Raw genomic sequence first — 23,331 nt, forward strand, 5'->3', positions numbered from 1 at the left:
CGTCTTTGCGAGGAACGAAGCAAACTCACTGACAAAAATCAAGTCCAGCTGCTATTCGAATGGACATGCTGGATGAGATTGCTTCGGGTCTAGCAATGAAACACGAATCGAAAATACAAAAACTATTATTCTAATATAAAGCTCAGATTTTCCTCAATTTCATCACCAATAAAATTTTCGTCTAAAAGCGAATCGGATAGCAGTTTTTTACTTTCCTGCAGACGGATAATTTTTTCTTCAACCGTATTCTTAGCAATAAACCGAACTACATTGACTTTGTTCATCTGTCCAATGCGGTGCGCACGGCCAATACCTTGTTTTTCTGAAAAAGGATTCCACCATGGATCTAAGAAAATGACATAAGAAGCCTTGGTGATATTGAGTCCAACACCTCCAGCCTTTAAAGAAATGAAAAATAGTAACGGTTTTTCCTGCTCCTGAAAACGGTTGACTTGGTATTCGCGTTCTTTTAAAGGAGTTTCGCCGGTGAGTTCGCAAAAATCGATCTTGTTTTCTTTACACCATGTTTTGTAAAAATCCAAGTTGGATGTGAACGAACTAAAAACAATCGTTTTTTGGTTGGATTGTACTAAAGTTTCCAGATAACGGGTCACGGCAATGTATTTACCTGAATCCATTTCGGACTTGGAATCGATCATTTTTGGGTGATTGCTCAATTGTCTCAAGCGCATCAAAGTGTTGATGATATTGATTTTATCGGCAATGTTTCCATCGGTTTGCAGCAATGAATTACGTGCTTTCGATTTTTCTTCTTCGTATAATTTCTCTTGTTCGGGTTCCATTTCGCAATAGAAAATCTGTTCGGAGAGTTCCGGTAAATCTTTTAAAACCTGCTCTTTGGTGCGTCTTAAAATAAACGGACTAATAAGATTTTTTAGTTCCAATAAACTGTTTTCATCTTGTTTTTTCTCAATCGGGAATTTATAATTTTCGGCAAAGAAAGCATAACTTCCCAATATATTCGGATTGATAAACTGCATTTGTGACCATAGATCATCGAGCGAATTCTCTATCGGGGTTCCGCTCAGCGATATTTTGGAACTGGCTTTTATCTGATTAATCGCCTTGAAAATTTTGGAGTTTTTGTTTTTGATGTATTGGCTTTCGTCCAAAATCAAATACCTGAAATTGTATTTTTCCAAAATCGAAATATCTCTCGAAACTACAGCGTAACTCGTGAAAATCAAGTCGTATTTTTCGAGTTTTTTCGAAAGTATTTTTCGGTCGCTGCCAATGTATTGCACCCTGCGGAAATGCGGAGTGAATTTTCGGGCTTCGGTGTACCAATTGAAAACCAAGGAAGACGGCAGAACAATCAATGCTTTTAGGTATTCCTTTGCCATCGGAATTTCGTTTCCAAACAAATCCAGCTGAATATTTTCGGCTCTTTCATAATCCAACTGTTCTTGTACGGCAACTAGTGTGGTTAGGGTCTGCAATGTTTTTCCCAATCCCATATCGTCGGCAAGGCAGGCACCAAGACCATTGTTGTAATGTTCTAAAAGCCATTTGACTCCTTCGATTTGATAGGGTCTCAATGTTGCTTTTACCAAAGGGGAAGACTGATATTCTATAACTGCCTGCAAATTAGCAGAATCTTTGAGTTCGGGAATTCCTTCCAAAATCGCAAAATTGCTTTTGGGCAAAACAAGATTTCCGTTTTGGATTTTTGCCAATTTTACCATTGGGGCGTATAGCGTCATCCATTCAATTGGAATCAAAAAGCAGCTGCCATTAGGTAAAAGGAACAGTCGGTTTCGATTTTTTATATTTGGAATAATTTCAGTGAAATTAAATTCAAAAGCATTGCAGACGACTGTCATTTTTATGTCAAACCAATCGCTTTTCACTTCATTCGAAAATTGAATCGTTACTTTTTGAGTATTGATTTTTTTACTGTCGATTTTTAAATCTTTAACCGAAAAACCATTGGATTCAAGAATTTCCTGATTTTCTATTGCCCATTGAATTGTTGAGTAAGGATCTTGTTTTTCCACTTTTGGCGAAAGCCCAAAAAATCCATTTTCGGTTTTAGACAAACCAAGTTCTAATAGTTTGCTTTCAAATGAAGCTTCTTTAGCTGTTCTTTTATATTGAATCACTTTGATTTCGTCCAAATTGCGGGTGTCAATTTCAGAATGGATTTTCTTGGTTTTACTATTATCGAAAGTGAATCCGTCATAGTCGAATAAAAGGTTGATAAAATAGCTGTTTTTAAAAAAATCATGTGTCAGCTGGAGTGAGCAGGCAGTGATTTTATCTCTTAATTCTACTGCAAATCCAGTGGCTTTTATATCTGCTTTTTTGGCAACATCCTTAATGAATTTTTCAAAATATTCAGAAACCATTTTTGAAGGAATTTCAATAGTTTTCTTCTTCAAAAACGGAATAATTTTTTTAGTATTGATGTCTTTTAGCAGGTACAATTTATGGTGTGCAATCAACCATCCCGGCTCATCCAAAAGAAGTGTGATTACGGTATCTGTTGGGTGGAAAGTCGTTGTTTTGTCTTTTAAAAGTAAAGTATAGGAAATTCCGTTTTCGTGTTTGTCAAACTGGAGGCTCGTTCCTAATGCTGGATCTTCAGTAGCAATCCGGCTAATCCGAAAATCTTTTTCTTTTCCCAGATTCAAAGAAAGTGGAAAATTCTCTTGAGAAACGACACTATAAAACTGTTCTAAATTCGTTTTTATGAATTGTCTGATTCCAAATTCCAGTTTGCTGTCTTTCAGTAAGTCCTCAATGTTCTTTGATGATTTACTGTTTTTACCGAATTTCTTAAAAATGACTTCGGGTTTGAGTGCTTCGCAAATTGATAACACTTTTCTGGTGTTGCTGTCTAAATTTTCAATAATTACCCCAAAACTTTGAAGTACCTGGGGGCTTGCTTTCTTGTCTAAATATGTTATTGCGTCAGAATGATCTACTATATAAGCCGTCGGAATATATGTGTTTAGCCTTTTTTCTAGGTTAATATCAAAGCAGAATTGAAAGGAGTTTTTAGTTTCCAAAAGCATTTAGTTATTAAAGCAATCCGTTAAAGTTTTTAGCCACAGATTCACAGATTTCAAAAAAATAAAAAAGAAATTTGATCGAATAAAAAATCATAGATTAAAAATACTTGCAGCGTTTGTCATTCCGTAGGAATCTCACAAGTGCTCGATTTCCTTTAGCATAATTTTAAAGGAATCAGTAAGAATCTGTGAATTTACGGCTATTTTTTTTATTAGCTATAGTGTTTTTTTACTTGAAGCAGACAGGAATGATTTCGCCTTTTGCCAAACAATATTTCTCTACCAATTCGGGAGCAATTTTGTTGGTGTAATCTTCTTCGACAACGGTAAAGCCAATACTTCTTAATTTGTCAAAATAGTCACGTCCATAAATACGAACGTGGTCGTACTGACCAAATATTTTGGCACGTTCTTTTTGATCAGTGATGCTGTCATCTGCAAAAGTTATGTCTCTTTTCAAATCCTGTGGAATTTGAAGAATCGCCATGCCGCCCGGTTTCAAAACACGGTACAATTCCTGCATTGCTTTTGTGTCATCCGGAATGTGTTCTAAAACGTGATTACAAAGAATAACGTCGTATTGATTATCCTGAAAAGGTAAATTACAGATGTCTGCCTTTACATCCGCCAATGGCGACAATAAATCGGTAGTCGTGTAATCAAGGTTTTTTTGCTTGCGGAACAATTTATAAAAAGCCTGTTCCGGAGCAAAATGCAATACTTTCTTCGGAGCCGTGAAAAAATCAGTTTGTTCGTTTAGGTATAACCAAAGCAAACGATGTCTTTCTAACGAAAGTGTACTTGGTGAAAGAACATTATTACGCTGTGTTTCGTATCCATAAGGCAGGAATGATTTGAAACTTCTTCCGTCGATTGGGTCAGTGTACTTGTCTCCCTTTAATGAAAAAGCAATAATTGGTCTTGCCACATAGCTCAAACGGATTAATAATGGACGAGGAATTGTATTGAGTATAAGTTTAAAAAGTTTCTTCATTGTTATTACGCAAAGATTCACAAAGAACACATAGAGATTCGCAAAGTTTTAAAAATCAGATGTTGAGTTTATGAATCGTTTTATATTGTTTTTTAAGATTTTAGAATTGTAATTGATTAATAATCCTAACGGATAGTTGCCTAATTTTAAATAGGTGAGTATTTGTGCAAAATGAACTGAAGTGAAACTTTCGACAGTCTTTAATTCAATAACTAATTTATCTTCAATAAGTAAATCAATTCTGTAACCTTGATCAAGTTGGATTTCTTTGTAAATTATCGGAAGAGTAATTTCTTTTTCAACTTTGAGCCCCGCTTTTTTAATCTCATAAAAAAGACATTGCTGATAAGCCGATTCTAATAAACCTGGGCCTAACTCTCTATGAACTTCAATTGCTAAACCAATGACTTTATATGAAAGCGCATTTAATTCTTCGCTTAATTCTAGTGTGTTATTTTCCATGTTATCTTTACAAAACTTCGTGTATCTCTGGGTTATCTTTATGAATCTTCGCGAAATTATTTAAACAACCAATGGCACTTTTCTAAACTCATCCTCTTCATTGCTCACGATTCCCAATTCTTTGTAGATATAATAGAAAGTGGATAAGATTTCAGGTTTTCCGTCTATGATGGCAACGTCGTGTTCAAAGTGGGCAGATGGTTTTCCGTCTGCGGTGGTGATTGTCCAGCCGTCTTTGTGCTGTTTAATGTTTTTGGTTCCCATATTAATCATCGGCTCGATAGCGACCACCATTCCTTCGATTAAAAGTTTACCACGGCCTTTTTTACCATAATTAGGCATTTCTGGATCTTCGTGCATTTTTTGTCCAACACCGTGGCCAACTAATTCACGAACCACGCCATAACCATGTCCTTCGGTATATTTTTGGATGGCGTTACCAACGTCTTCCACACGGTTTCCGGCACGTAATTCCCGGATTCCTACGTAAAGTGATTCTTTGGTAACCTGCAATAATTTTTTAGTTTCTGGGGCGACATCGCCAATTTCAAAAGAATAAGCGTGGTCTCCGTGAAAACCATTTTTGAAAGCACCACAGTCCACAGAAATTACGTCACCGCTTTCAAGAGGTTTGTTGTTTGGGATTCCGTGTACTACCTGCGAATTTGGACTCATACATAAAGAATTCGGGAAACCGTAAAGACCTAGAAAGCTAGGTACAGCTCCATGATCTCTGATGAATTCTTCGGCTCTTTTGTCTAAGTATAATGTAGTGACTCCTTCTTTTATTTCAGAAGCAATCATTCCTAATGTTTTTGATACGATCAATGCACTTTCGCGCATTAATTCTATTTCCTCAAGGGTTTTTTGAATAATCATATTTTCGAATTTTCAGAGTGCAAAAGTACACTTTTAAAATTATTTAATCTGGATTCGCCATAATTTTAAAAAGTTCTGAATTCGAAATAAAATATCTATTGGTCAAACTAATTAAAGATAATTTTGCACTTACGAGATTGTTTTCGCGAGTATTGATTAAAAACAAAGAGCTTTCACCAAATGAAAACAGACGCTCTTCTGAATTTAGCATCGTTAGATTATCTTTGGCTAAATCTTTTACTAAAACCAATTGTTTGTTTAAAGATTCTATTTCTATTTTTTGCGCTTGAATTTTGTTTGACAATTGCAGTCTTTCTAGTCCAATGCTGTATTCGGCTTCCTGAATTTTGAATTTGGTTAATTTAAGTTTGCCTCGTTCTTTTCTTAAAAATAAAGGAAACGACAAATCAACTCCCAATTTGTAATTATCGGTGTTGTATTCATCATAATATTTGGGTTCTGATAAAAGAGAATACCCCAAATTAATTTTAGGAAGCAATTCGTTGGCACTTAATTTTCTTTCAACATTCAAAATATCAATTTTGCTTTGCATCGCATTTATCTTAGGGTGATTGTCTATCGAAGTTGGCTCAGCCGTAAGATTATTAGTTTTCAACGTTTCCTGAATCGTGATTTCGAGTTGTGTCTCTGGTATAAGATCATCCGAAATTTCCATCGGGATCGTATTGTCTAACCATAAAAAGTTAGATAATTCCAGTTTCGCTTTGGTTAATTTTAATTTGGAATCTTCTAAACTCAGCAAGCGGTTTTTTACATTAATTCCGGCTTCGCTACTATCAACAGCCGGTTTGTCACCCTGTTTGATTGATGTTTTTATTCCTGTAAATCGGATTTTGGCATTTTCGGAATATTTTTCATAAAGCTGTACTTCTTCGTAGTTTTTCTTCCAATTAAAATAAGCCAAAGAAGCATCGTATAGAACTGCAACCGCTTGAAGTTTTACTTCGGATTCACTTAGTTTTATCTGCATTTTGGCCATGCTTAAATCGGCCATACGTTTATTAATCCATAAACCTTGACCAACAGGAACACTAATTTCCAAAGAGGCTAAACCCTGTTCTGGCGTTGTGTGTTCCGGATTTAAATAATAACCGTCATTGTTTTCAAAACCTCCTTTAATTTCGATTCCGTACCAAGTTGGAATCTTAAAACTACTGTTCAAAAGGGAGTAATACTCTTTGTCTTTAAATTGTTTTTGAGCGTAATCGACTTCTATTTTGGGATCAAAAGCTCCTCGCGCCATCATCAAATTGGTTTGCGCTTTGTTCAGAGTAAGCTGGGCATTTTTTACCAAAGGATGAAACTTTTTTACGTAACCTAAAAACTCATTGTAGGTAAGTTCCTTTGAAATCGTTTCTTGTCCTGTAACAGCAATAGAAAACAGTAATAAGAGATAGAATATCTTTTTCATGTGTAGATATTTATTGTTTTTTATCGGTCTCCCGATAGTTATCGGGAGTAATTTGCATATCATCATTGGTGTTAACAACCAATTTTTGAATGATGCTCATTTCATTATTTCTTTTCTTTTGTCGTTTTTGTTTCTTGTTTGTAATAATTTGGAGGGAATCCATTTAAAACTCGCCAAATTTCAAACCAAATTGGCACATTGTCCAATAAAGCCAGAGTTTGCGCACCAGAACCGATACTTAGTTCTTTTGGCCATTTTGCTTCTTCTTTATCGGGAGCAATTAGAACTCTGTATTTTCCGTTAGGGCTAATGAAATTTTCAATAGCTACTATCTTACCGCCAAAGGTTCCGTATGAAATATCAGGCCATCCCGAAAATACGATTGTTGGCCATCCGTCAAACCAGACACGAACTTTTTCGCCTCTGTGAATCAGCGGTAAATCGATAGGATCAACATAAGTTTCCACCGCAATTTCATACGACGAAGGCATAATCGTAGCAATTGCGGTACCTTCTTTTACTGTTTCTCCAATCCCTGACTGCAGCGCTCTATTGATGTAGCCGTTTTGAGCCGCTTTGATATAGTACATGCCATTACGGATGCTGTAATTAGCATACTGGTTTTCTAATTTATTAACTTGAGCTTTGGCATCGTATTGACTGCTCAGTGCAGTAAACTTATCACTTTGTGATTTTGAGGCTTTTTCAGAATATTCGGCAACGATTCGGCTAATTTCAACTTTGGAGTTAATTAAATCATTTTTGCTGCTCAATAATTTGTTTTCCTGATTGATTATTTTAGCCTCTGCTTCTTGTAATTTTAAGCGCTTTTCTTCAACATCCGTTAAAGGTTTTAGTCCCTCTTTATTGAGTTGGAGCGTACGATTAAATTGGGTATTGGCAATTTTCAGCTGGGTATTTACTGCAACCAAATCAATACTGTCGCTTTTAATTTTTAAATAGGCTTGTTTAATTTTATTTTGAGCCTGTTCTAATTTTAATTTTTTTTCAGCTTCAATAGCTCCTAGCTGATTGGATAAACTCACTACTTTAGCCTCGTATGATTCTACAGCACTTTTCTTAGCCTCTACTTGGTTTTTGGTGTTTTCAACTAAATTTGGATCCATGTAATCTTCCTTGATTTCAGAGATAAATAAAATGGTATCTCCTTTTTTTACATAGTCTCCTTCCTGAACGTACCATTTCTCGATTCGGCCCGAAATAACACTTTGTATCGATTGTGGGCGCTGGTTTGGTTTAAGAGTTGTTACCGCTCCAGACCCCGAAATATTTTGCGTCCAGGGTAAAAATAATAGCGCTACTGCTACTATTGAAACGCCAAGTATAATTTTGTTTAAAATTTTATAATGCGTTTTGTTTTCAAGTGTCTGCACGGTCTTAAAATGTTCAGACGATTGATTTGGTTTTCTGTTGTCGGATATATTCAGCATTTTTTATTTTTTTGAGTCAGATATTACTTTACCGTCTTCCATTGTTATAATACGATTGCTCTTCTCTTTCCAATATGGATTTTTAGACGAAACAACGATGGTCCAATTGTGTTCTTTTGCTGTTAAGAAATCAATAATTTCTTTAGCTACATTTTCATCCATTGTATCGGTTGGGTCTTCGTAAAAAAGAACTTTAGGCTTATGTATGATACTTCGGGCCAATAGTATTTTCTGAACATTTGAAGAACTTAACTGTTTTGCTTCGGGAAAAATTTGAGTTTCAATACCATTTGGCAGTGATTTAACCAAACTGTTTAGCTGTAATCCAGTGATTGCCCATTTTAAATCTTCGCTGGTTATTGTTTTGTCATTAAATGTAATATTATCTAAAATATTTCCCTCAAATGGCGTCTCACCATGAATAATTGTACCAATCTGCGAACGGTATTGTCTTAGATTTATCTTTTTGAAGGTGTCATCATTAATGTAAAAAGAACCCGCAGTGTGTTGCAACAAACCCGAAAGTATTCGAATTAGTGTTGTTTTTCCCGAACCGTTTTTTCCCTCCAAAAAGATATGTTCCCCTTGATCAATTTTTAAGCTGATCATGCTTAACGTTTTTTGTTTTGAATCAGGGAATCGAAACATTAGATTTTCTGTCTCGAGACTAATATTAGTATAACAATTATCATAAGGTTCAGCTGTTTCTTCTTCTAATTCCATATCGGATACCTGCCCAATTTTTTCGGTAGCAGTCAATACATCATAAAAAGTTTCTAATCCCAAAATGATTTTCTCAACGGAATTAATCACTAATAAAATAATGATTTCTGCAGCCACAAACTGACCGATATTCATTTGTTGTGATAGTACTAAATAGCCTCCTAAAGACAATAAAGTTGCCGTAATTAAAACTTTAAAACCTATCAATTGAATGAACTGTCTTTTGATTACGTTGAAGTGTTTTTCACGATAATCAATATAACCGGAAACGATATCATCATTTTTTTTCAAGGCATAATTGTAATTGAGATCGTTTCTGAAACTGAAATTATTACGCGCAATTTCCTGCAGCCAGCTAGCCACTTTGTATTTGAATTTAGATTCTTTCAAACTGGTATCAAGACCAGACTTGTATGAGAATTTGAAAATGAAGTACAATAAGAAGAATAAAAGTATTCCAAAAACAATAAAGAACGGATGATACAGCGACAAAAGGATTAATCCGAATGCAATTTGTAATAAGGCGGCCGAAAAATCAATTAATAATTTTGAAGTTCCTTTTTGAATTGTTAAAGTATCAAAAAAACGATTGGCAATTTCTGGCGGATAGGAATTGTATAATGCTTCGAATTTTATTTTCGGCAAACGGGCTGCAAATTCAAAAGAGGAACGAATGAATATTTTCTGCTGTAAATTTTCGGTTATTCGAAGCTGCATTAACGAAAGTACCCCCACAAGAGCAACACCGATGATCACAATAATTGTTAAAACTATCCAGGAAACACTGGCGTGTCCTGATTGTATGAAATTAATAATTGCCTGAATACCCAAAGGCAATGATAAGCTCAATAATCCTGCAAAAATTGCGTAGAAAAAAATTTGTACAACGTCTTTTTTGTCTAATTGAAGTAAATTATAAAATCGCTTTAGTGGTGTCATAAGGAAAAATTATGGTTTTGTTTTTGTAATACTCTTGTCGCTAAATCCAGATAAAATGAAGTCACTGTTGTGGTTTCACTAGAGTCAGTTATTGTTTTTAAATGATCATTGAGGAAATGCTGGTGTAAACTTCCTTCGATAATTGTCGAGGCTAAACTTTTAGAATATGGATAATCCGGATTAGTCTCATTAATAAAATGTGCCAGTCGGTTTATTACACTTTTGTACACTAAAAAATAGCCCTCTTTGTTATCTTCATCAACTTCTTTGGTGTACAAAGCTTTGCTGAATTCGGATATAATGATTTTGTTTAAAATTGCTTCGTTGATATGTTTTGTACTGTCATCATCTATGATTTTTTCGGTAACAACCGTTATGGCTTTTGTTAATTTTTCGATAGAATTCTCAATGTTATTGGTTGCAAAAAGGAGTTTGTATTCCATCCAGCTCCAATACCAAGTCGATAAGTAAATAACGAGTTTGTGTTTGTTTTCAAAATACCGATAAATAGAACTTTCGTTGGATTGTATACGCTCGCCAAGTTTCTTAAAAGTGAAATGTTCCAATCCAATTTCTTCGATCAATAAAATACTGTTCTGAATAATTTTTTTACCTAATTCTGATGTTTCAGGATCTTTGATATACAGTTTTTCATTGACTTTTATTTTTAAATTTTCTATCAAAGTGCTCATGGTCAGCTGTTTTTTATACAAAATTAATAGTAATACTTTTGACTTAGTGATTTTAACATTTAATTATGTGAAAAATGATCATTTTCTAATGTTGTTTTAATGTTGGACTTATTTTGTATGTAATTACTTTAGTTTTTTGTAAAAAAGAAATTGGTAAATTAGCTATTGATAAAAAAATACAATGATATCGATGGAAGATTCAACAGATTTAAAGAAGCAAAATTTAGACAAAATGAAACAAGTTGCTTTGGCCGTTTTAGCATTGGCAATAATTGGCTTTTGTGGCAAATCATTATAAAATTGGCTGGTTAAAAGCTTTAAGCGAGGCTGCGATGGTCGGAGGCATTGCCGATTGGTTTGCTGTTGTGGCGCTGTTTCGGCATCCGTTGGGGATACCGATACCGCATACGGCTTTGATTCCTAGCAATAAAGACAAAATTGGGGAGAACCTCGGGAATTTTGTTTCGGATGAGTTTTTGACAAGAGAAAAATTGGAAGTAAAAATTGAGAATTTTAATGTCGCTGTAAATGATGGCCGATAAAAATGCTGATCTTGCAGCTGGTTTGATAGCCGATAATGTGATTTCCAGCGTCTTAAAAACAATTGATGATTTGATAGCTTCCACAGTAAAAGACTGGAACACTGATGAAGTTTCCGAAAAAATGGAACTTGAAATAGGAAAGATCTTCAATACATTCGGATTAATGGTACGCTTGTGGGCGGTTTGGCAGGGCTTCTGATCTATGTCGTTGAGAATGTACTGCACAGTTTTATTTTGTAATCTGGATATGAGCGTTATCATATTTCAATTTTTCTAATTGCTTTATTTTTGTTCTAAATTTAAGATTTTATGGGAAAATATGTTACTGCAGAAGAAGCTGTAAAGGCAGTAAAATCAGGTGACAGAGTATATCTTCAGGCCGCCGGAGCAACACCGACAATTCTTGCTAATGCATTGGCTGAAAGAGCTTCGGAGCTTCGCAATGTAGAAATATGCCATCTGCATACTGAAGGCGAAGCACGATACGCCAATCCTGAGCTTGCAGAAAGTTTTCATGTCAATTCCTTTTTTATTGGCGGGAATGTCCGGCATACTTTAAAGGCGGGGAATGGCTCTTATACTCCTGTCTTTTTGAGTGAATTGCCACGTTTGTTTCGGAGAAATGTATTACCGCTGGATGTTGTTTTTATTCATGTTTCGCCTCCCGATAATCATGGGTATTGTTCTCTTGGAGTTTCGGTGGAAGCTTCGATTGCAGCGATTGAGAATGCAAAAATTGTGATTGCACAGGTAAATCCGCAGATGCCGAGAACTTTTGGCGACGGGATTCTTCATATTTCAGAGATAACGTATTTGGTAGTCGTGGATGTCCCGATTTATTCTCATGAAGAGGAGCCTTTTACTGCCGAAGAGGATAAAATAGGAGATTATATTGCCTCTTTGATTGAAGACAGAAGCACGCTCCAAATGGGAATCGGATCCATTCCAAATGCCGCTTTGAGCAAATTAGGTAATCATAAAGATTTAGGCCTGCATACCGAAATGTTTTCGGATGGCGTGATTGATTTAATCGAGAGCAATGTGATAAACTGCAATTATAAAGGTTCGTTGAGAGGGAGAGTGCTGTCCACTTTTGTTTTGGGATCGAAGCGTCTGTATGATTTTGTAGATAATAATCCGTTTATAGAATTACGGGAATCTTCAACGGTTAATGATACCGCCCGAATTCGGAAAAATCCAAAAATGATTGCTATCAATTCAGCAATAGAAGTTGATTTGACTGGACAGGTCTGTGCCGATTCTATAGGTCCAAGAATGTATTCGGGTGTTGGAGGACAAATGGATTTTATACGCGGTGCATCTTTGAGTGATGGCGGAAAAGCGATTATTGCCCTGCCGTCTACCACCAAAAACGGTGTGAGTAGAATTGTTCCTTTCTTGAAGCATGGAGCAGGAGTAGTTACAACAAGAGGCCATATTCAGTATGTAATTACCGAAAATGGAATTGCCGATTTGTATGGTAAAACTTTAAAACAGCGAGCTGTAGAAATGGTTAAGATTGCTCATTCAGACCATCAGGAAAGTATTGAACGGGAATATTTTTATCTGCTGGAAAAAATGTAGCTCATCGAAAGCAAATCTGAAATAAAAAAAATATTATTCTGTGAATTTTAAATTTTTTCTTTTCTGACTGCCCATTGGTAGATTTTATACATGCCGTAACCAGTAATTAAACCGCACAAATAACCTGAAAGGATATCTAATGGATAATGAAGGCCTAGATAAATTCGGCTGTAAGCGAAGATTAATGGCCATAAAAACAGTAAACCAAAATATTTGAACTGTTTTTTGAAAATAAGATATAAAAAAGTCGCTACAGCCATTGTATTTGCTGCATGGCCTGAAAAAAAGCTAAAAGAAGTACGTGACTGAACAATTCTTATAATAGTGTTTATTTCGGGATTATTACAAGGCCTTGCACGCTGAAAGGTATATTTAAACAAATTGGTGATCTGATCTGTTGCCAATACTAAAACGGCAACAAAAAGCAGTAAATATCCCGTTTTTTTTATTCCTAATTTAGTGTAAATAAGATAAAACAGCAACAGGAAAAAGGGAATCCAATTGGTTTGTTTGGTAATAATAAGCCATAGCTCATCATAGGTGTCGGATCCTAAACCATTAAGATAAATGAATAATTGAGTATCTAGCGCAAGTATTTTTTCTAGCATTACATCTGGCGTTTTACCGGTCCGGTTATATCGTCTAAAATTGAAGAACCGTCTGGATTTGTTATTCCGCTTGCTATACTTTCTTTGGTTTTATTTACTTCGGAAGTGAATGTGTCTGTTATTCCATTAAATGTGTTTGAAGTATTGCCCAAAAGACTGTTTTTTGCTTTATTAATTTCAGAATTAATACCGCCAGTCAGTTCATTCAAGGTTTGCTGGTCAAAACCATTGGCTTCGGCTCCTTTTTGAATTTCACTTTTGATATCATTGGTTGCGTTTTTAAGCTGTGCCATAGCTTTACCCATAGTACGTGCCATTTCAGGTACTTTATCGGAACCAAAAAGCATCAATACGATAAACAAAATAAAAACTAATTCGCCTCCTCCTATTCCAAACATATTTTTTGTATTTAAACGACAAAGATATTAAAATTTAAAACTTTGTCTTTTAAAATTGTCTTAAAAAGCTAAAAAGACACTAAGTTTCTGAGGTACTAAGCTGCTAAGTTCCAAAGTCCTTATTTAGAATTAAAAATATTAACGAATTCTCATCTTACTCTTAAAAAAAATGCTAAGCCTCTAAGATGCTAAGCTTTATTCGCTCAAAAAAACCTTAGAAACTCAGCATCTCAGAAACTTAGTATCTTTTAACCTAATCAAACTTAGATTTTATCTCTGTTTTTGGCCATGAATTATTGGTTACATCAATATCAGCAGTTTCTAATTTTGGATCTATCTGAATTTGTTTTATTGCTTTTGAAACTGCATATACTTTCTTTGCTGTTTCATTATTTTGTCTCCAGATCTGAGCTGGGTATTTATAATTGTCAGCTGTTCCGTCTTCATAAGTAATCTGAACAATAATAGGCATTGGCATGCCTCCAGGCTTATTGAATTCTACCTCGTAGAAATATTTAGGATTCTTTAAACTTGTTTTTTCCTCTGGGGCAACATTTTGATCTACATAATCAGAAAGCAGTTTTACTTCCTCCAGTTTCATTGGTTTTTTTGATGAAGAATCTAATTCTGAATTATCACCTTCAACTAGATAAACAAACGGTCCTTTTTCAAAACCAAAACGCCCTTTCTTTACTTTAGCTGCTTTTAAGGCAGCAGTAGGAGTTTCGGTAACAAAATATTGTTTTACACTGTTAATTCCAATATCTACAAAGTCTGTTGAATAAAACCATCCTCTAAAAAACCAGTCCAAATCCACTGCCGATGCATCTTCCATCGTTCTGAAAAAATCTTCTGGAGTTGGGTGTTTGAATTTCCATCTGTTGGCATACATTTTAAATGCATAATCAAACAATTCACGACCCATAATAGTTTCTCTTAATATATTTAGCCCAGTGGCAGGTTTCCCATAAGCATTATTACCAAACTGAATAATGTTTTCAGAATTTGACATAATAGGTTCTAAAAGTTTTTGATCTAAGCTCATATAAGGAATAATATTTTTGGCAGGACCTCGTCGGGAAGGGTAATTTGTGCCTAATTCCTGTTCTGCCATATATTCCATAAATGAATTTAAACCTTCGTCCATCCAAGTCCACTGACGCTCATCTGAATTCACGATCATTGGGAAAAAGTTATGCCCCACTTCATGAACAATAACACCAATCATTCCATTTTTAATTTGTTCACTAGCCACTCCATTTTCGTCAGGACGGCCATAATTCCAGCAAATCATAGGGTATTCCATACCTTGATCTTCTGCAGAAACGGATACTGCTTTTGGATAAGGGTAATCAAAAGTATGAGATGAATAACTCTTTAAAGTATGGGCGACAGTTTTTGTTGATGTTTCACCCCAAAGCGGGTTTGCCTCTTTTGGATAAACCGATTCGGCCATAACCACTCTATTTCCCATCTGCACGGCCATAGCATCATAAATAAATTTTCTTGAAGCCGCAATTCCAAAATCCCTTACGTTTTTGGCGCTAAATTTCCATGTTTTCTTTTTGTCCGAAAATCCTTTTTCGGCAGCTTCGGCCTCGGCTTGTGTAACAATAACGACAGGTTTATCGAAAGATTTTTGAGCCAGTTCATATCTTTTTAGCTGTTCAGCAGTAAATACTTCGCTTCGGTTCATTAATTCTCCAGTCGCATCAATAACATGATCTGCCGGTACTGTAATATTCACATCAAAATTCCCAAATGGCAGAGCAAATTCACCAGCTCCCCAAAACTGCATATTCTGCCATCCCTCAACATCATTATATACAGCCATTCTAGGATAGAACTGGGCTATAACATATAATCTGTTTCCGTCTTTTTCAAAAAATTCATATCCGGAACGTCCATTGCTGGTTTCTTTCTGATAGTTATTGATGTTGTACCACCACTTTGTTGAAAAAGTAATTTTTTCACCGGGTTTCATAGGAACAGCCAGATTAATACGCATCATAGTTTGATTGATGGTGTAGGACATTGGACTTCCTTTTGCATCTTTTACATATTCTATATTAAAACCACGTTCTAATTCTTGTTTTAAATATTCATCAGTAAATTTAGCTGGAGTTAAAACGGGTTCTATTTTTTCATTTTTAACTAATGGTGACTGAGAGTTTTTCGCCGCTTGGTTTTGATCCAATTGCACCCACAGATATTCTAAAATATCAGGAGAGTTGTTATAATAAGTAATAGTTTCTGATCCGCTTAGCCTTGCATTCTTGTCGTCCAGCTCTATGTTGATATCGTAATCGGCTCTTTGCTGATAATAAGCAGGACCGGGAGCGCCGGATGCAGTACGAAACATATTGGGCGTTGCCAATAAATCATACATCTGGCTGAATTTATTTGTATCGTATTTACCTGGCTGTTTAACGGCAGGAGTTGCTGCTTTTTCCTGTGCCAATAAGATTGTCGGAAGAATGAATAAAAGTGAAATTTTTCTCATAAACTAAAACTAGAGTGGTTTTAAAGCGGTGAAAATAATAATTTTTAACAAAATTGTTGCTAACCATTAATATTTTAACACTTGTTTAGTGGATGTTTCTGAGAAAAGAAAGCTTTTTTTGATATTAAAGGCAGTTACATTCACAATATTCTGCTGTACTGCAAAGCAGTCAACCAATACGGAATTATAAATTTCAATCGTATTTATTTTCGAAATATCTTTAATGCTTATATAACAGACCAGTACATCGCCATCTATTTCTTTACTTAAGAAATTCATGGTTTTTGACTGTCCGTTAACTTTTAAAGAAAAATTCTCTGCTAGGTATTTTTTTAATAGTTCTATAGATTCAGGTGTTTCTTTGTTTGTTCCCAAAAAAAGTTTTTTACCGTATTTTTTTTCTAAAGCCTTATCAATATCGTCTACGAAAATTCGTGCAGTAATCTGAAGCATTTTCTTTTCGGGAGCATAATTAATCTGATAAATAGCCATGTAAAATTTATGCATGGCAAAACTGCTCATCGAAACGATAAAAACCAGCAAAAGAACTGAAACTACTCTTTTTTTCATTTTTCTACAGTAGCAATATGCTTGAAAGTATCATATTTATTAATTAAAAAATCCATTATCGCAAACTGCTGTTTGGGGTCAAGATAATTTTTTGATTTTGGGTCATTTTCACAGTATAAAAGAAAAAGCCCAATCTGATCATCCTTGATTTTCAATTTATTCGTAAAAAAAGAATAACTAACACTATGCATCGCAACGTTCGTGAAACTGACATCAGAAATGAAATCAGATTTTTCAGGATTATTTTTGAATAAATTTTTAAAGATTTTATTATACACACGGATAACATCCATTGCATTAGGATCTCCTGTGCCTGTAGGCATCATCAAAATGTTATTTGGAGACGATAGATTGTCATCATAGTACTGGGTATCAACAATTTTTTGGGTGTTTCCTAATCCAAGCTGCGGAACATGTTTAGCATATACAACTACATTTAGTAATTCATTAGCAACTGCATGCAGTTTTATTCTGTAAAAAAAAGAATTAAAATCCGAGGCTTTAAGCACTACTTTTTCACTTTTAAAACCTAAACTTGTAATCACTAAAGTATCATTGATTTTGGCCAAAATAGCGAACATTCCTTTACTGTCAATTAAATCGCCTGTCTGTGAATTTACATTAAAAACCAAACCGCTTTCAATCGCTGTAGAATCATTTACTATTTTTCCATGTAATGCTTTTCGGGTCAGCATTTGGCTAAAACAAAATTGACAGCTTAAAAACAAAACTGAAATTTTCAATATACTTTTCATTTATAATTACTTAGGTGATTAACTTGTTAGAAGATTCTTAAATCCAAAACTACGTTTTTTTACCTATTAAAATTACAACTTTATTTAAAACTTAAGTTTAAGATATATGATTATTTTTTATGAAATCCACATCTAAAACAAAAGTTCTAAACACCTTTTTTTATAATTATAAAGAAAGATTTTCTTTGTGTTACTCCGTTTTTTCGGTTCTGTTTTGATTATAAACCAATGCTAAATTTGTCATCAGGAACATGCTCATTGTTTTGTTTTTAACATTTAATGATTTTACGAATTCCGAATCCTCGACACAGTAATATTGAAACCCTTTGATGAGTTCTTCTGGAATTTTCAGTGTTTTAGTATAGTATTTATCATTAAACATATATTCCAGCTTTTTTAAAAGCAGTTCTTTCTTTTCAATTTCAACATTCATTTTAAGGGTCTCTCTTTCGCCTGAAAGAAAACTGTATAGCCCTTGTATTCCTCCTGAATTGGAATACAGTCTTCTTTCCTGTGGTGTGAATTTAATCTGTCCGCGGGGTATTATTCCTAAATTTTCTGCAGTTATATTGGCATTTTTATTAACAATTACTTCATCCAGTTCAATACTGTTGAAAGTCATATATACTTCCATAATGCCTGAATTGAATTCATGTTTGTACACATATTTTTGCAAATATTTATAATCAATTCCCGAAAAATTCAGAATATCTCCCTGTTTGGCCTGAATAGAAAAACAGCCTTCTTTGTCGGTTACGGCCATCATTTTATTAGTGCAGTTAATCACGCTGATGCCTTCCAGCTTTACAGTATTGGAAAAAACCGTTCCCAATATGATTTTCTCGCCGTTTGTCTGCGCTGTCAGCAGCTGACATTGGCCTAAGAAAACAAATAATACAATTAAATTATTTTTCATATATAAAAAGTATGTTATCCTTTAATGTAAAGAATTTTGCTTATTTATTTTTTATCGATGTTTTGGTATTTCTTAAATTCTGATGCTAATCCAGTAATTAAAAACATGCTCATTGTTTTGTTCTTTTCATTTAGTGATTTTACAAAACCTAAATCTTCAATACAGTAATATTGGAATCCTTTAATGAATTCTTCGGGAATTTTTAAGGTTTCTATGTAGTATTTATCATCGAACAAGTTCTCCATCTTTACCATCAGAAATTCTTTTTTTTCAACTGAAAGTTCTTTTTTCAGCATTTTGGTCCTTCCGCTGATAGCATTCAAAATTGGGTCGACCGCAAGCGAACCGCCTAATAGACCTAATAAATGTATTGGCTTGAAATCGCCGGCTGTCTGCAGTCTTCTTTCTGCCGTGGTTAATTTTACTTGATCTTTTGGGATTATTCCTAAATTTTCGGCACTTATATTAGGGTGTTTGTTGATAACTACTTCGTCGAGTTCAATACTTTTTGGAGTTAAATCGGCTGTTATGCTTCCAATAGTAAATTCTTTTTTATTTATAATTTTTCTTAAAGGCTCGTAATTAACTGCCGTGAAACTCAAGATATCACCTTCTTTTGCCAGTATTGAATAGTGGCCGTATCCATCTGAAACCACCGTAATTCTAGTTGAAGAGTTTGTAATGTTCACGCCCTCCAACGGCAGAGCAGTATTAGTGGTAACCTGCCCGCTTATCCATTTGTCTGTACCTGTTTGGGCAATACCAGACTGTATGATAAAAAAAGAAATAAATAAAAGAGTAAAATTATTCTTCACGGGCAATCTGTTAGCTGATGTATTTAAAAAAAAACTTAATCCCAACTTCATCTGTAAAATGTAAAATTATCCCAAACCTGTCCAAATTAATTACTAATGCATTTGTAAAACTTTGTTAATTAAAATACTGTGCCAGTTTTTTGAAAAGTTTTCATTTTATACCTTTACGAAGAATATTTATACATGAAAAAAATGAAAAATTGCATTATTGCCAGTACTTCAACATTATATGATGGTGAATACTTAGATTATTTATTGCCCGAACTGCAATTGCATTTTAAAGATTGTAAAACGGTACTTTTTATACCATTTGCAAGGCCTGGAGGTATCACGCATGAGGAATACACCTCAAAGGCTTCTGCTGCTTTTGCTAAAATAAATATTGAATTAAAAGGTGTTCATACATTTGAAAACCAAAAGGAAGCTGTTCAAAATGCTGAGGGTTTTTTTACGGGTGGAGGGAATACTTTTCTGCTGGTTACCCAATTGTACAAAAATAATCTCATGGATGTGCTTGCAGAAACTGTTAAAAAAGGAGTGCCTTATTTGGGAACAAGTGCAGGAAGTAATATCTGCGGGTTAACGATGCAGACAACTAACGATATGCCAATTATTTACCCTCCTAGTTTTCAAACCTTAGGGTTGATTCCTTTTAATCTGAATCCTCATTATTTAGATCCGGATACTCAGTCAAAACACATGGGTGAAACAAGGGAAACGAGAATAAAAGAATTTCATGCCTTTAATTCATTGCCTGTATTGGGTCTCCGTGAAGGAAGCTGGCTAGACGTAAAAGGAGAAAAAATCACTTTGAAAGGGGATTTGCAAGCAAGACTTTTTAGACAAAATCAATTGCCTGAAGAAATAGAAAGCGGTAGTGATTTGAGTTTTTTAAATTAAAACCCAGTTCAAAAATAAACCATTAAGAAATTTAATAGCATTAAGAAAGTTTTAAAACTTACATTATTCTTAATTTCTTAATGGTTTGAAAAAAATTAGCAAAAAAAAACCTCAAATAAAATTTGAGGTTTTGGAGCGAAAGACGAGGCTCGAACTCGCGACAACCAGCTTGGAAGGCTGGAGCTCTACCAACTGAGCTACTTTCGCATTAATCATTAAATTTACCTTATAAATCAAGAAATTGATTCTAGAGCGAAAGACGAGGCTCGAACTCGCGACAACCAGCTTGGAAGGCTGGAGCTCTACCAACTGAGCTACTTTCGCAGTATTGCGGTGCAAAGATAAACAATAAAAACAGTTATTTGCAAGTTTTTTTCAAAAAATAAATCGTTATTTTTTAATATTGCATATAACCATTTTAGAACTAAAATGTTACATTTTTATTTTGTTTAATATTCATATAAAAGTTAAATCAATAGCAGCTTCATACAGCTGCTCTTTACAATAAGTTGTTTTCAAAAAAATTAAATCCGATCAAAAGCCGTAAATTTGTAAATGGATAATCTATCTGAAACAAATCAATTTGGGCAGCTTTCTAAAATTAATTTAACAGGAATTATGTGGGTATTTTTAAATAATAATAAGCATCTTTGCATCTGGGAATTATTTCCAACTGCATGAAACGGCAAGCATTATTTGTGTTAAAATATAAAAAATACAGGGAAATGAATAGATACTGCTTATTTGTTGTCTTACTAGCGCTTCTAAGCTGTAAAAAAGAATCTATACTTGATTTGGATACTTTTAAAATATCCAATTCTAATGATAAAGAAGGTGAAGTCATTGAAATTGACACGACATTAATCAGTGTATTTAGAAATAAATCTATTTCTGATTTTTATAGTTCGAGAGATAATCAGACGGTATGGCAGTCTGAAAAAAACAGAAAAATAATCATCGAAAGGATTAAAAACTGTGAATCTGAAGGATTGAACCCGTCAGATTATTCTATTTCCAAACTTTTGGAACTGGAGAAAAAATTCACAGAATTTGAGGAATCAGAACAAGTAAATTATGATTTACTGCTCACTTATAATTTTCAAAAATACCTTAATCATCTGCACAGCGGAAAACTTGATCCAAAAAAACTGTATACAAACTGGGATTTAAGTATTGAAAAATTAGATATCAAAACGGTTTTAAATGACGCTTTAGAAAAAGATTCTTTAGCGGGCGAAATTCAAAAATGCCAGCCAAAAGCATTGACTTACGGAAAACTAATAAAAGCATTATCTCTGATAAATGAATTTCCTGAAGACAAGACCGAGCCTGTTGTTACTTCCGATGAAAAAATAGAACCGAAAACGACCAATCCTGCTATTGTTGCTGTCAAGAAAAAACTTTTGTATTGGAAAGACTTAGAAAGTAATGACAGCATCACATCTTATTATGATTCTGAAACCGTTGAAGCGCTTAAAAAATTCCAAACCCGTCACGGTTTAATTTCTGATGGGGTTATCGGTAAAAGCACTGTAACTGCATTAAACTTTACCAAAGAAGATCGAAAACATCAGATTATAGCCAATCTGGAACGCTGGAGATGGTACAGTAAGCCATTTGCTCCAAATTATGTCCTGATTAATATACCAAACTACAGTTTGACGGTTGTCGAAAACCAGAATACGACGATGAGCAAACGTATTGTAGTGGGGAAAAGCAAGAGAAAGACGCCTGTATTAACTTCTGTATTGCAAACAGTTGTTTTTAATCCTACGTGGACTGTACCGCCAACGATCTTAAAAGAGGACTTGATTCCGGAACTGATTCAAAACAGAAATGCTTTAAAAAACAAAGGAATTGGGATTTATGATTCAAAAAATAATGAAATTGATCCTGTAAAATGGGATTCCAGCAGACCAAGAGGATATCGTTATGTGCAAAAACCGGGTTATTATAATGCGCTGGGTGTTGTCAAAATTAATTTTCCAAATAGATACAGTGTTTATCTTCACGACACAAACCACCGCAATTTGTTTGACCGCAATGACCGCTCTTTAAGCTCAGGATGTGTCCGTATTGAAAAACCTTTAGAATTTGCCCAGCTTTTACTGGATAATCCAAAAAAATATTCTGCAGAAAAAATAGATTCTATCGTTGCCACAAAAGAAACGCTTTTTCTGGGTATAAAAAAACGTTATGCAATATACCAATGGTACTGGACAGCGTGGTGTGAAGACGGCAAATTGATTTTTAGAAATGATATTTATAATTTAGATGCCGGCCTATATGCTCAATTACGAAATTAAATTGTTTTCTTTTGATTTAATATTTGAAGGATGATAAATATACAGGCAGGACTGACCTTTAATCATCGTAATAATTTCTGAAACATATTCTACCGGAACGGCAGGACATCCTTGGCTTCTGCCTAATCGTTTGTGGTTTTTTATAAAAGATTCCGAAACATAATCAGCGCCATGAAGAACAACAGCTCTGTTGCGGGCGTTATCGTTTAATCCTTTATCCAGTCCGTCTAATTTTAGAGAAATACCGTGTTTTCCTTTGTATACTTCTCCTGTTACATAAAAACCTAAACTGCTCTTGAAAGATTCGGGAGTGTTTGAAAAAGTATTTGCAAATTCTTCTCCAGTATTTCTTCCGTGTGCTACCAATGTTTGAAGCAGAATCAGATTGCTTGATAAATCAATAACCCAAAGGCGTTTTAAATTGGATGATAAACTAAAATCAACAAGGGTTAATATGTTGCTTTTTACAATTCCTTTTTCCTGCAAAGTATAAAAACCCTTTAGGGCTTCACAAAAACATGTTTGGTTTGGTAATTCAAATTGATTTGACTGTAAAGCATTGTAAACGTCTTCAACTTTGGCGTCGATATTAGATTTCAAAACTGAAACTATTTTCTTTTTAGGAGTGCTTTTAGCTGTATTTGTTAAGCTGCCTGTGAATGCAAATAAAGCAAAAACAATAGCCAAAGCAAGAATTGACTTATAAACTGCTGTGTATCTATTCATTACAAAAATTTAGGGGTTCCAAAAGTACAAATAATAATTAGTTATCAAAATATAAAACGTATTTTGTCGATAAATTTTAACATTTCAACGATTTTTAAAAT

General features: G+C 34.4%; 22 protein-coding genes and 2 tRNA genes. 6 read left to right on the forward strand and 18 right to left on the reverse strand.

Features of this window, described 5'->3' with window-relative positions:
• Positions 1-125: 125 nt before the first annotated feature.
• The 8 genes from IRZ80_RS11040 to IRZ80_RS11075 form a co-directional block, all read right to left on the reverse strand.
• Complete coding sequence (locus IRZ80_RS11040) at positions 126-3,032, reverse strand: DEAD/DEAH box helicase (RefSeq protein ID WP_194641623.1); 2,907 nt, start codon at positions 3,030-3,032, stop codon at positions 126-128.
• A gap of 232 nt (positions 3,033-3,264) precedes the next feature.
• Positions 3,265-4,029, reverse strand: coding sequence for a class I SAM-dependent methyltransferase (locus IRZ80_RS11045; protein ID WP_194641624.1), 765 nt, complete (start codon positions 4,027-4,029; stop codon positions 3,265-3,267).
• A gap of 48 nt (positions 4,030-4,077) precedes the next feature.
• A complete protein-coding gene (locus IRZ80_RS11050; protein WP_194641625.1) occupies positions 4,078-4,491 on the reverse strand; it encodes a GxxExxY protein in 414 nt (137 codons plus the stop codon).
• 60 nt (positions 4,492-4,551) lie between these two features.
• The gene (gene map / locus IRZ80_RS11055) at positions 4,552-5,370 is read right to left on the reverse strand and encodes a type I methionyl aminopeptidase (protein ID WP_194641626.1); all 819 of its coding nucleotides are present in this window, start codon (positions 5,368-5,370) and stop codon (positions 4,552-4,554) included.
• Between the two features lie 43 nt (positions 5,371-5,413).
• Entirely contained in the window at positions 5,414-6,802 is a 1,389-nt protein-coding gene (locus IRZ80_RS11060; RefSeq protein ID WP_194641627.1) for a TolC family protein, read from the reverse strand.
• A 104-nt stretch (positions 6,803-6,906) separates the two neighbouring features.
• Complete coding sequence (locus tag IRZ80_RS11065; protein ID WP_194641628.1) at positions 6,907-8,253, reverse strand: HlyD family secretion protein; 1,347 nt, start codon at positions 8,251-8,253, stop codon at positions 6,907-6,909.
• A 3-nt stretch (positions 8,254-8,256) separates the two neighbouring features.
• On the reverse strand, positions 8,257-9,915 hold the full coding sequence (locus IRZ80_RS11070; protein WP_194641629.1) for a peptidase domain-containing ABC transporter: 1,659 nt from the start codon (positions 9,913-9,915) through the stop codon (positions 8,257-8,259).
• Positions 9,912-10,607 (reverse strand): TetR/AcrR family transcriptional regulator, encoded by a 696-nt coding sequence (locus IRZ80_RS11075; RefSeq protein WP_194641630.1) that lies wholly within the window; start codon positions 10,605-10,607, stop codon positions 9,912-9,914. Before IRZ80_RS11075 ends, IRZ80_RS11070 begins: the two co-directional genes overlap by 4 nt.
• Positions 10,608-10,888: 281 nt before the next feature.
• Between IRZ80_RS11075 and IRZ80_RS21005 the strand changes: the two genes are divergently transcribed.
• From IRZ80_RS21005 to IRZ80_RS11090, 4 genes are all read left to right on the forward strand, one after another.
• Complete coding sequence (locus IRZ80_RS21005) at positions 10,889-11,149, forward strand: DUF445 family protein (RefSeq protein WP_317174760.1); 261 nt, start codon at positions 10,889-10,891, stop codon at positions 11,147-11,149.
• On the forward strand, positions 11,136-11,348 hold the full coding sequence (locus IRZ80_RS21010) for a hypothetical protein (RefSeq protein WP_228520878.1): 213 nt from the start codon (positions 11,136-11,138) through the stop codon (positions 11,346-11,348). Before IRZ80_RS21005 ends, IRZ80_RS21010 begins: the two co-directional genes overlap by 14 nt.
• Positions 11,324-11,389: a hypothetical protein gene (locus IRZ80_RS21250; RefSeq protein ID WP_410504228.1), complete on the forward strand. Its 66-nt coding sequence runs from the start codon at positions 11,324-11,326 to the stop codon at positions 11,387-11,389. Before IRZ80_RS21010 ends, IRZ80_RS21250 begins: the two co-directional genes overlap by 25 nt.
• 69 nt (positions 11,390-11,458) lie before the next feature.
• A complete protein-coding gene (locus IRZ80_RS11090) occupies positions 11,459-12,733 on the forward strand; it encodes an acetyl-CoA hydrolase/transferase family protein (RefSeq protein ID WP_194641631.1) in 1,275 nt (424 codons plus the stop codon).
• A 47-nt stretch (positions 12,734-12,780) separates the two neighbouring features.
• Here the strand turns inward: IRZ80_RS11090 and IRZ80_RS11095 are convergent, their stop codons facing one another.
• The 7 genes from IRZ80_RS11095 to IRZ80_RS11125 all read right to left on the reverse strand — a co-directional run bounded on the left by IRZ80_RS11095 (position 12,781) and on the right by IRZ80_RS11125 (position 19,298).
• Entirely contained in the window at positions 12,781-13,341 is a 561-nt protein-coding gene (locus IRZ80_RS11095; RefSeq protein ID WP_194641632.1) for a phosphatase PAP2 family protein, read from the reverse strand.
• Positions 13,341-13,739, reverse strand: a complete 399-nt coding sequence (locus IRZ80_RS11100) for a twin-arginine translocase TatA/TatE family subunit (protein WP_194641633.1) — start codon at positions 13,737-13,739, stop codon at positions 13,341-13,343. The genes IRZ80_RS11095 and IRZ80_RS11100 overlap by 1 nt, the downstream gene beginning before the upstream one ends.
• A gap of 253 nt (positions 13,740-13,992) precedes the next feature.
• Positions 13,993-16,242, reverse strand: a complete 2,250-nt coding sequence (locus IRZ80_RS11105; protein ID WP_194641634.1) for a M1 family metallopeptidase — start codon at positions 16,240-16,242, stop codon at positions 13,993-13,995.
• A 66-nt stretch (positions 16,243-16,308) separates the two neighbouring features.
• Positions 16,309-16,812 carry a DUF6702 family protein gene (locus IRZ80_RS11110; protein ID WP_194641635.1) on the reverse strand — a complete coding sequence of 168 codons (504 nt, stop codon included), beginning with the start codon at positions 16,810-16,812 and terminating at the stop codon, positions 16,309-16,311.
• On the reverse strand, positions 16,809-17,567 hold the full coding sequence (locus IRZ80_RS11115; RefSeq protein WP_194641636.1) for a hypothetical protein: 759 nt from the start codon (positions 17,565-17,567) through the stop codon (positions 16,809-16,811). The genes IRZ80_RS11110 and IRZ80_RS11115 overlap by 4 nt, the downstream gene beginning before the upstream one ends.
• Positions 17,568-17,757: 190 nt before the next feature.
• The gene (locus IRZ80_RS11120; protein ID WP_194641637.1) at positions 17,758-18,483 is read right to left on the reverse strand and encodes a hypothetical protein; all 726 of its coding nucleotides are present in this window, start codon (positions 18,481-18,483) and stop codon (positions 17,758-17,760) included.
• A gap of 44 nt (positions 18,484-18,527) precedes the next feature.
• A complete protein-coding gene (locus tag IRZ80_RS11125) occupies positions 18,528-19,298 on the reverse strand; it encodes a carboxypeptidase-like regulatory domain-containing protein (protein WP_317174761.1) in 771 nt (256 codons plus the stop codon).
• A gap of 192 nt (positions 19,299-19,490) precedes the next feature.
• On the opposite strand from IRZ80_RS11125, the gene pepE reads away from it, so the two are divergent.
• On the forward strand, positions 19,491-20,198 hold the full coding sequence (gene pepE / locus IRZ80_RS11130; protein WP_194641638.1) for a dipeptidase PepE: 708 nt from the start codon (positions 19,491-19,493) through the stop codon (positions 20,196-20,198).
• A gap of 131 nt (positions 20,199-20,329) precedes the next feature.
• Here pepE and IRZ80_RS11135 read toward each other — a convergent pair.
• Positions 20,330-20,405: transfer RNA gene (locus IRZ80_RS11135), tRNA-Gly, on the reverse strand.
• Positions 20,406-20,449: 44 nt separating this feature from the next.
• Positions 20,450-20,522, reverse strand: a tRNA-Gly gene (locus tag IRZ80_RS11140).
• 401 nt (positions 20,523-20,923) lie between these two features.
• Between IRZ80_RS11140 and IRZ80_RS11145 the strand changes: the two genes are divergently transcribed.
• Positions 20,924-22,504: a murein L,D-transpeptidase gene (locus tag IRZ80_RS11145; RefSeq protein ID WP_194641639.1), complete on the forward strand. Its 1,581-nt coding sequence runs from the start codon at positions 20,924-20,926 to the stop codon at positions 22,502-22,504.
• Here the strand turns inward: IRZ80_RS11145 and IRZ80_RS11150 are convergent.
• On the reverse strand, positions 22,493-23,230 hold the full coding sequence (locus tag IRZ80_RS11150) for a murein L,D-transpeptidase catalytic domain family protein (protein ID WP_194641640.1): 738 nt from the start codon (positions 23,228-23,230) through the stop codon (positions 22,493-22,495). The genes IRZ80_RS11145 and IRZ80_RS11150 overlap by 12 nt on opposite strands.
• Between the last annotated feature and the right edge of the window lie 101 nt (positions 23,231-23,331).

Source organism: Flavobacterium sp. HJJ (genome assembly GCF_015351475.1).
Lineage (GTDB): Bacteria > Bacteroidota > Bacteroidia > Flavobacteriales > Flavobacteriaceae > Flavobacterium > Flavobacterium marginilacus.

What these genes read in the sequence shown, in the direction of transcription:
- IRZ80_RS11110 (WP_194641635.1), bottom strand. Translation starts at nt 16,812, where the DNA reads ATGAAAAAAAGAGTAGTTTCAGTTCTTTTGCTGGTTTTTATCGTTTCG.
- pepE (WP_194641638.1), top strand. Translation starts at nt 19,491, where the DNA reads ATGAAAAATTGCATTATTGCCAGTACTTCAACATTATATGATGGTGAA.
- map (WP_194641626.1), bottom strand. Translation starts at nt 5,370, where the DNA reads ATGATTATTCAAAAAACCCTTGAGGAAATAGAATTAATGCGCGAAAGT.
- IRZ80_RS11075 (WP_194641630.1), bottom strand. Translation starts at nt 10,607, where the DNA reads ATGAGCACTTTGATAGAAAATTTAAAAATAAAAGTCAATGAAAAACTG.
- IRZ80_RS11115 (WP_194641636.1), bottom strand. Translation starts at nt 17,567, where the DNA reads ATGAAAAGTATATTGAAAATTTCAGTTTTGTTTTTAAGCTGTCAATTT.
- IRZ80_RS11045 (WP_194641624.1), bottom strand. Translation starts at nt 4,029, where the DNA reads ATGAAGAAACTTTTTAAACTTATACTCAATACAATTCCTCGTCCATTA.
- IRZ80_RS11060 (WP_194641627.1), bottom strand. Translation starts at nt 6,802, where the DNA reads ATGAAAAAGATATTCTATCTCTTATTACTGTTTTCTATTGCTGTTACA.
- IRZ80_RS11145 (WP_194641639.1), top strand. Translation starts at nt 20,924, where the DNA reads ATGAATAGATACTGCTTATTTGTTGTCTTACTAGCGCTTCTAAGCTGT.
- IRZ80_RS11065 (WP_194641628.1), bottom strand. Translation starts at nt 8,253, where the DNA reads ATGCTGAATATATCCGACAACAGAAAACCAAATCAATCGTCTGAACAT.
- IRZ80_RS11070 (WP_194641629.1), bottom strand. Translation starts at nt 9,915, where the DNA reads ATGACACCACTAAAGCGATTTTATAATTTACTTCAATTAGACAAAAAA.
- IRZ80_RS11095 (WP_194641632.1), bottom strand. Translation starts at nt 13,341, where the DNA reads ATGCTAGAAAAAATACTTGCGCTAGATACTCAATTATTCATTTATCTT.
- IRZ80_RS11100 (WP_194641633.1), bottom strand. Translation starts at nt 13,739, where the DNA reads ATGTTTGGAATAGGAGGAGGCGAATTAGTTTTTATTTTGTTTATCGTA.
- IRZ80_RS11120 (WP_194641637.1), bottom strand. Translation starts at nt 18,483, where the DNA reads ATGAAAAATAATTTAATTGTATTATTTGTTTTCTTAGGCCAATGTCAG.
- IRZ80_RS11105 (WP_194641634.1), bottom strand. Translation starts at nt 16,242, where the DNA reads ATGAGAAAAATTTCACTTTTATTCATTCTTCCGACAATCTTATTGGCA.
- IRZ80_RS11150 (WP_194641640.1), bottom strand. Translation starts at nt 23,230, where the DNA reads ATGAATAGATACACAGCAGTTTATAAGTCAATTCTTGCTTTGGCTATT.
- IRZ80_RS21010 (WP_228520878.1), top strand. Translation starts at nt 11,136, where the DNA reads ATGATGGCCGATAAAAATGCTGATCTTGCAGCTGGTTTGATAGCCGAT.
- IRZ80_RS11050 (WP_194641625.1), bottom strand. Translation starts at nt 4,491, where the DNA reads ATGGAAAATAACACACTAGAATTAAGCGAAGAATTAAATGCGCTTTCA.
- IRZ80_RS11090 (WP_194641631.1), top strand. Translation starts at nt 11,459, where the DNA reads ATGGGAAAATATGTTACTGCAGAAGAAGCTGTAAAGGCAGTAAAATCA.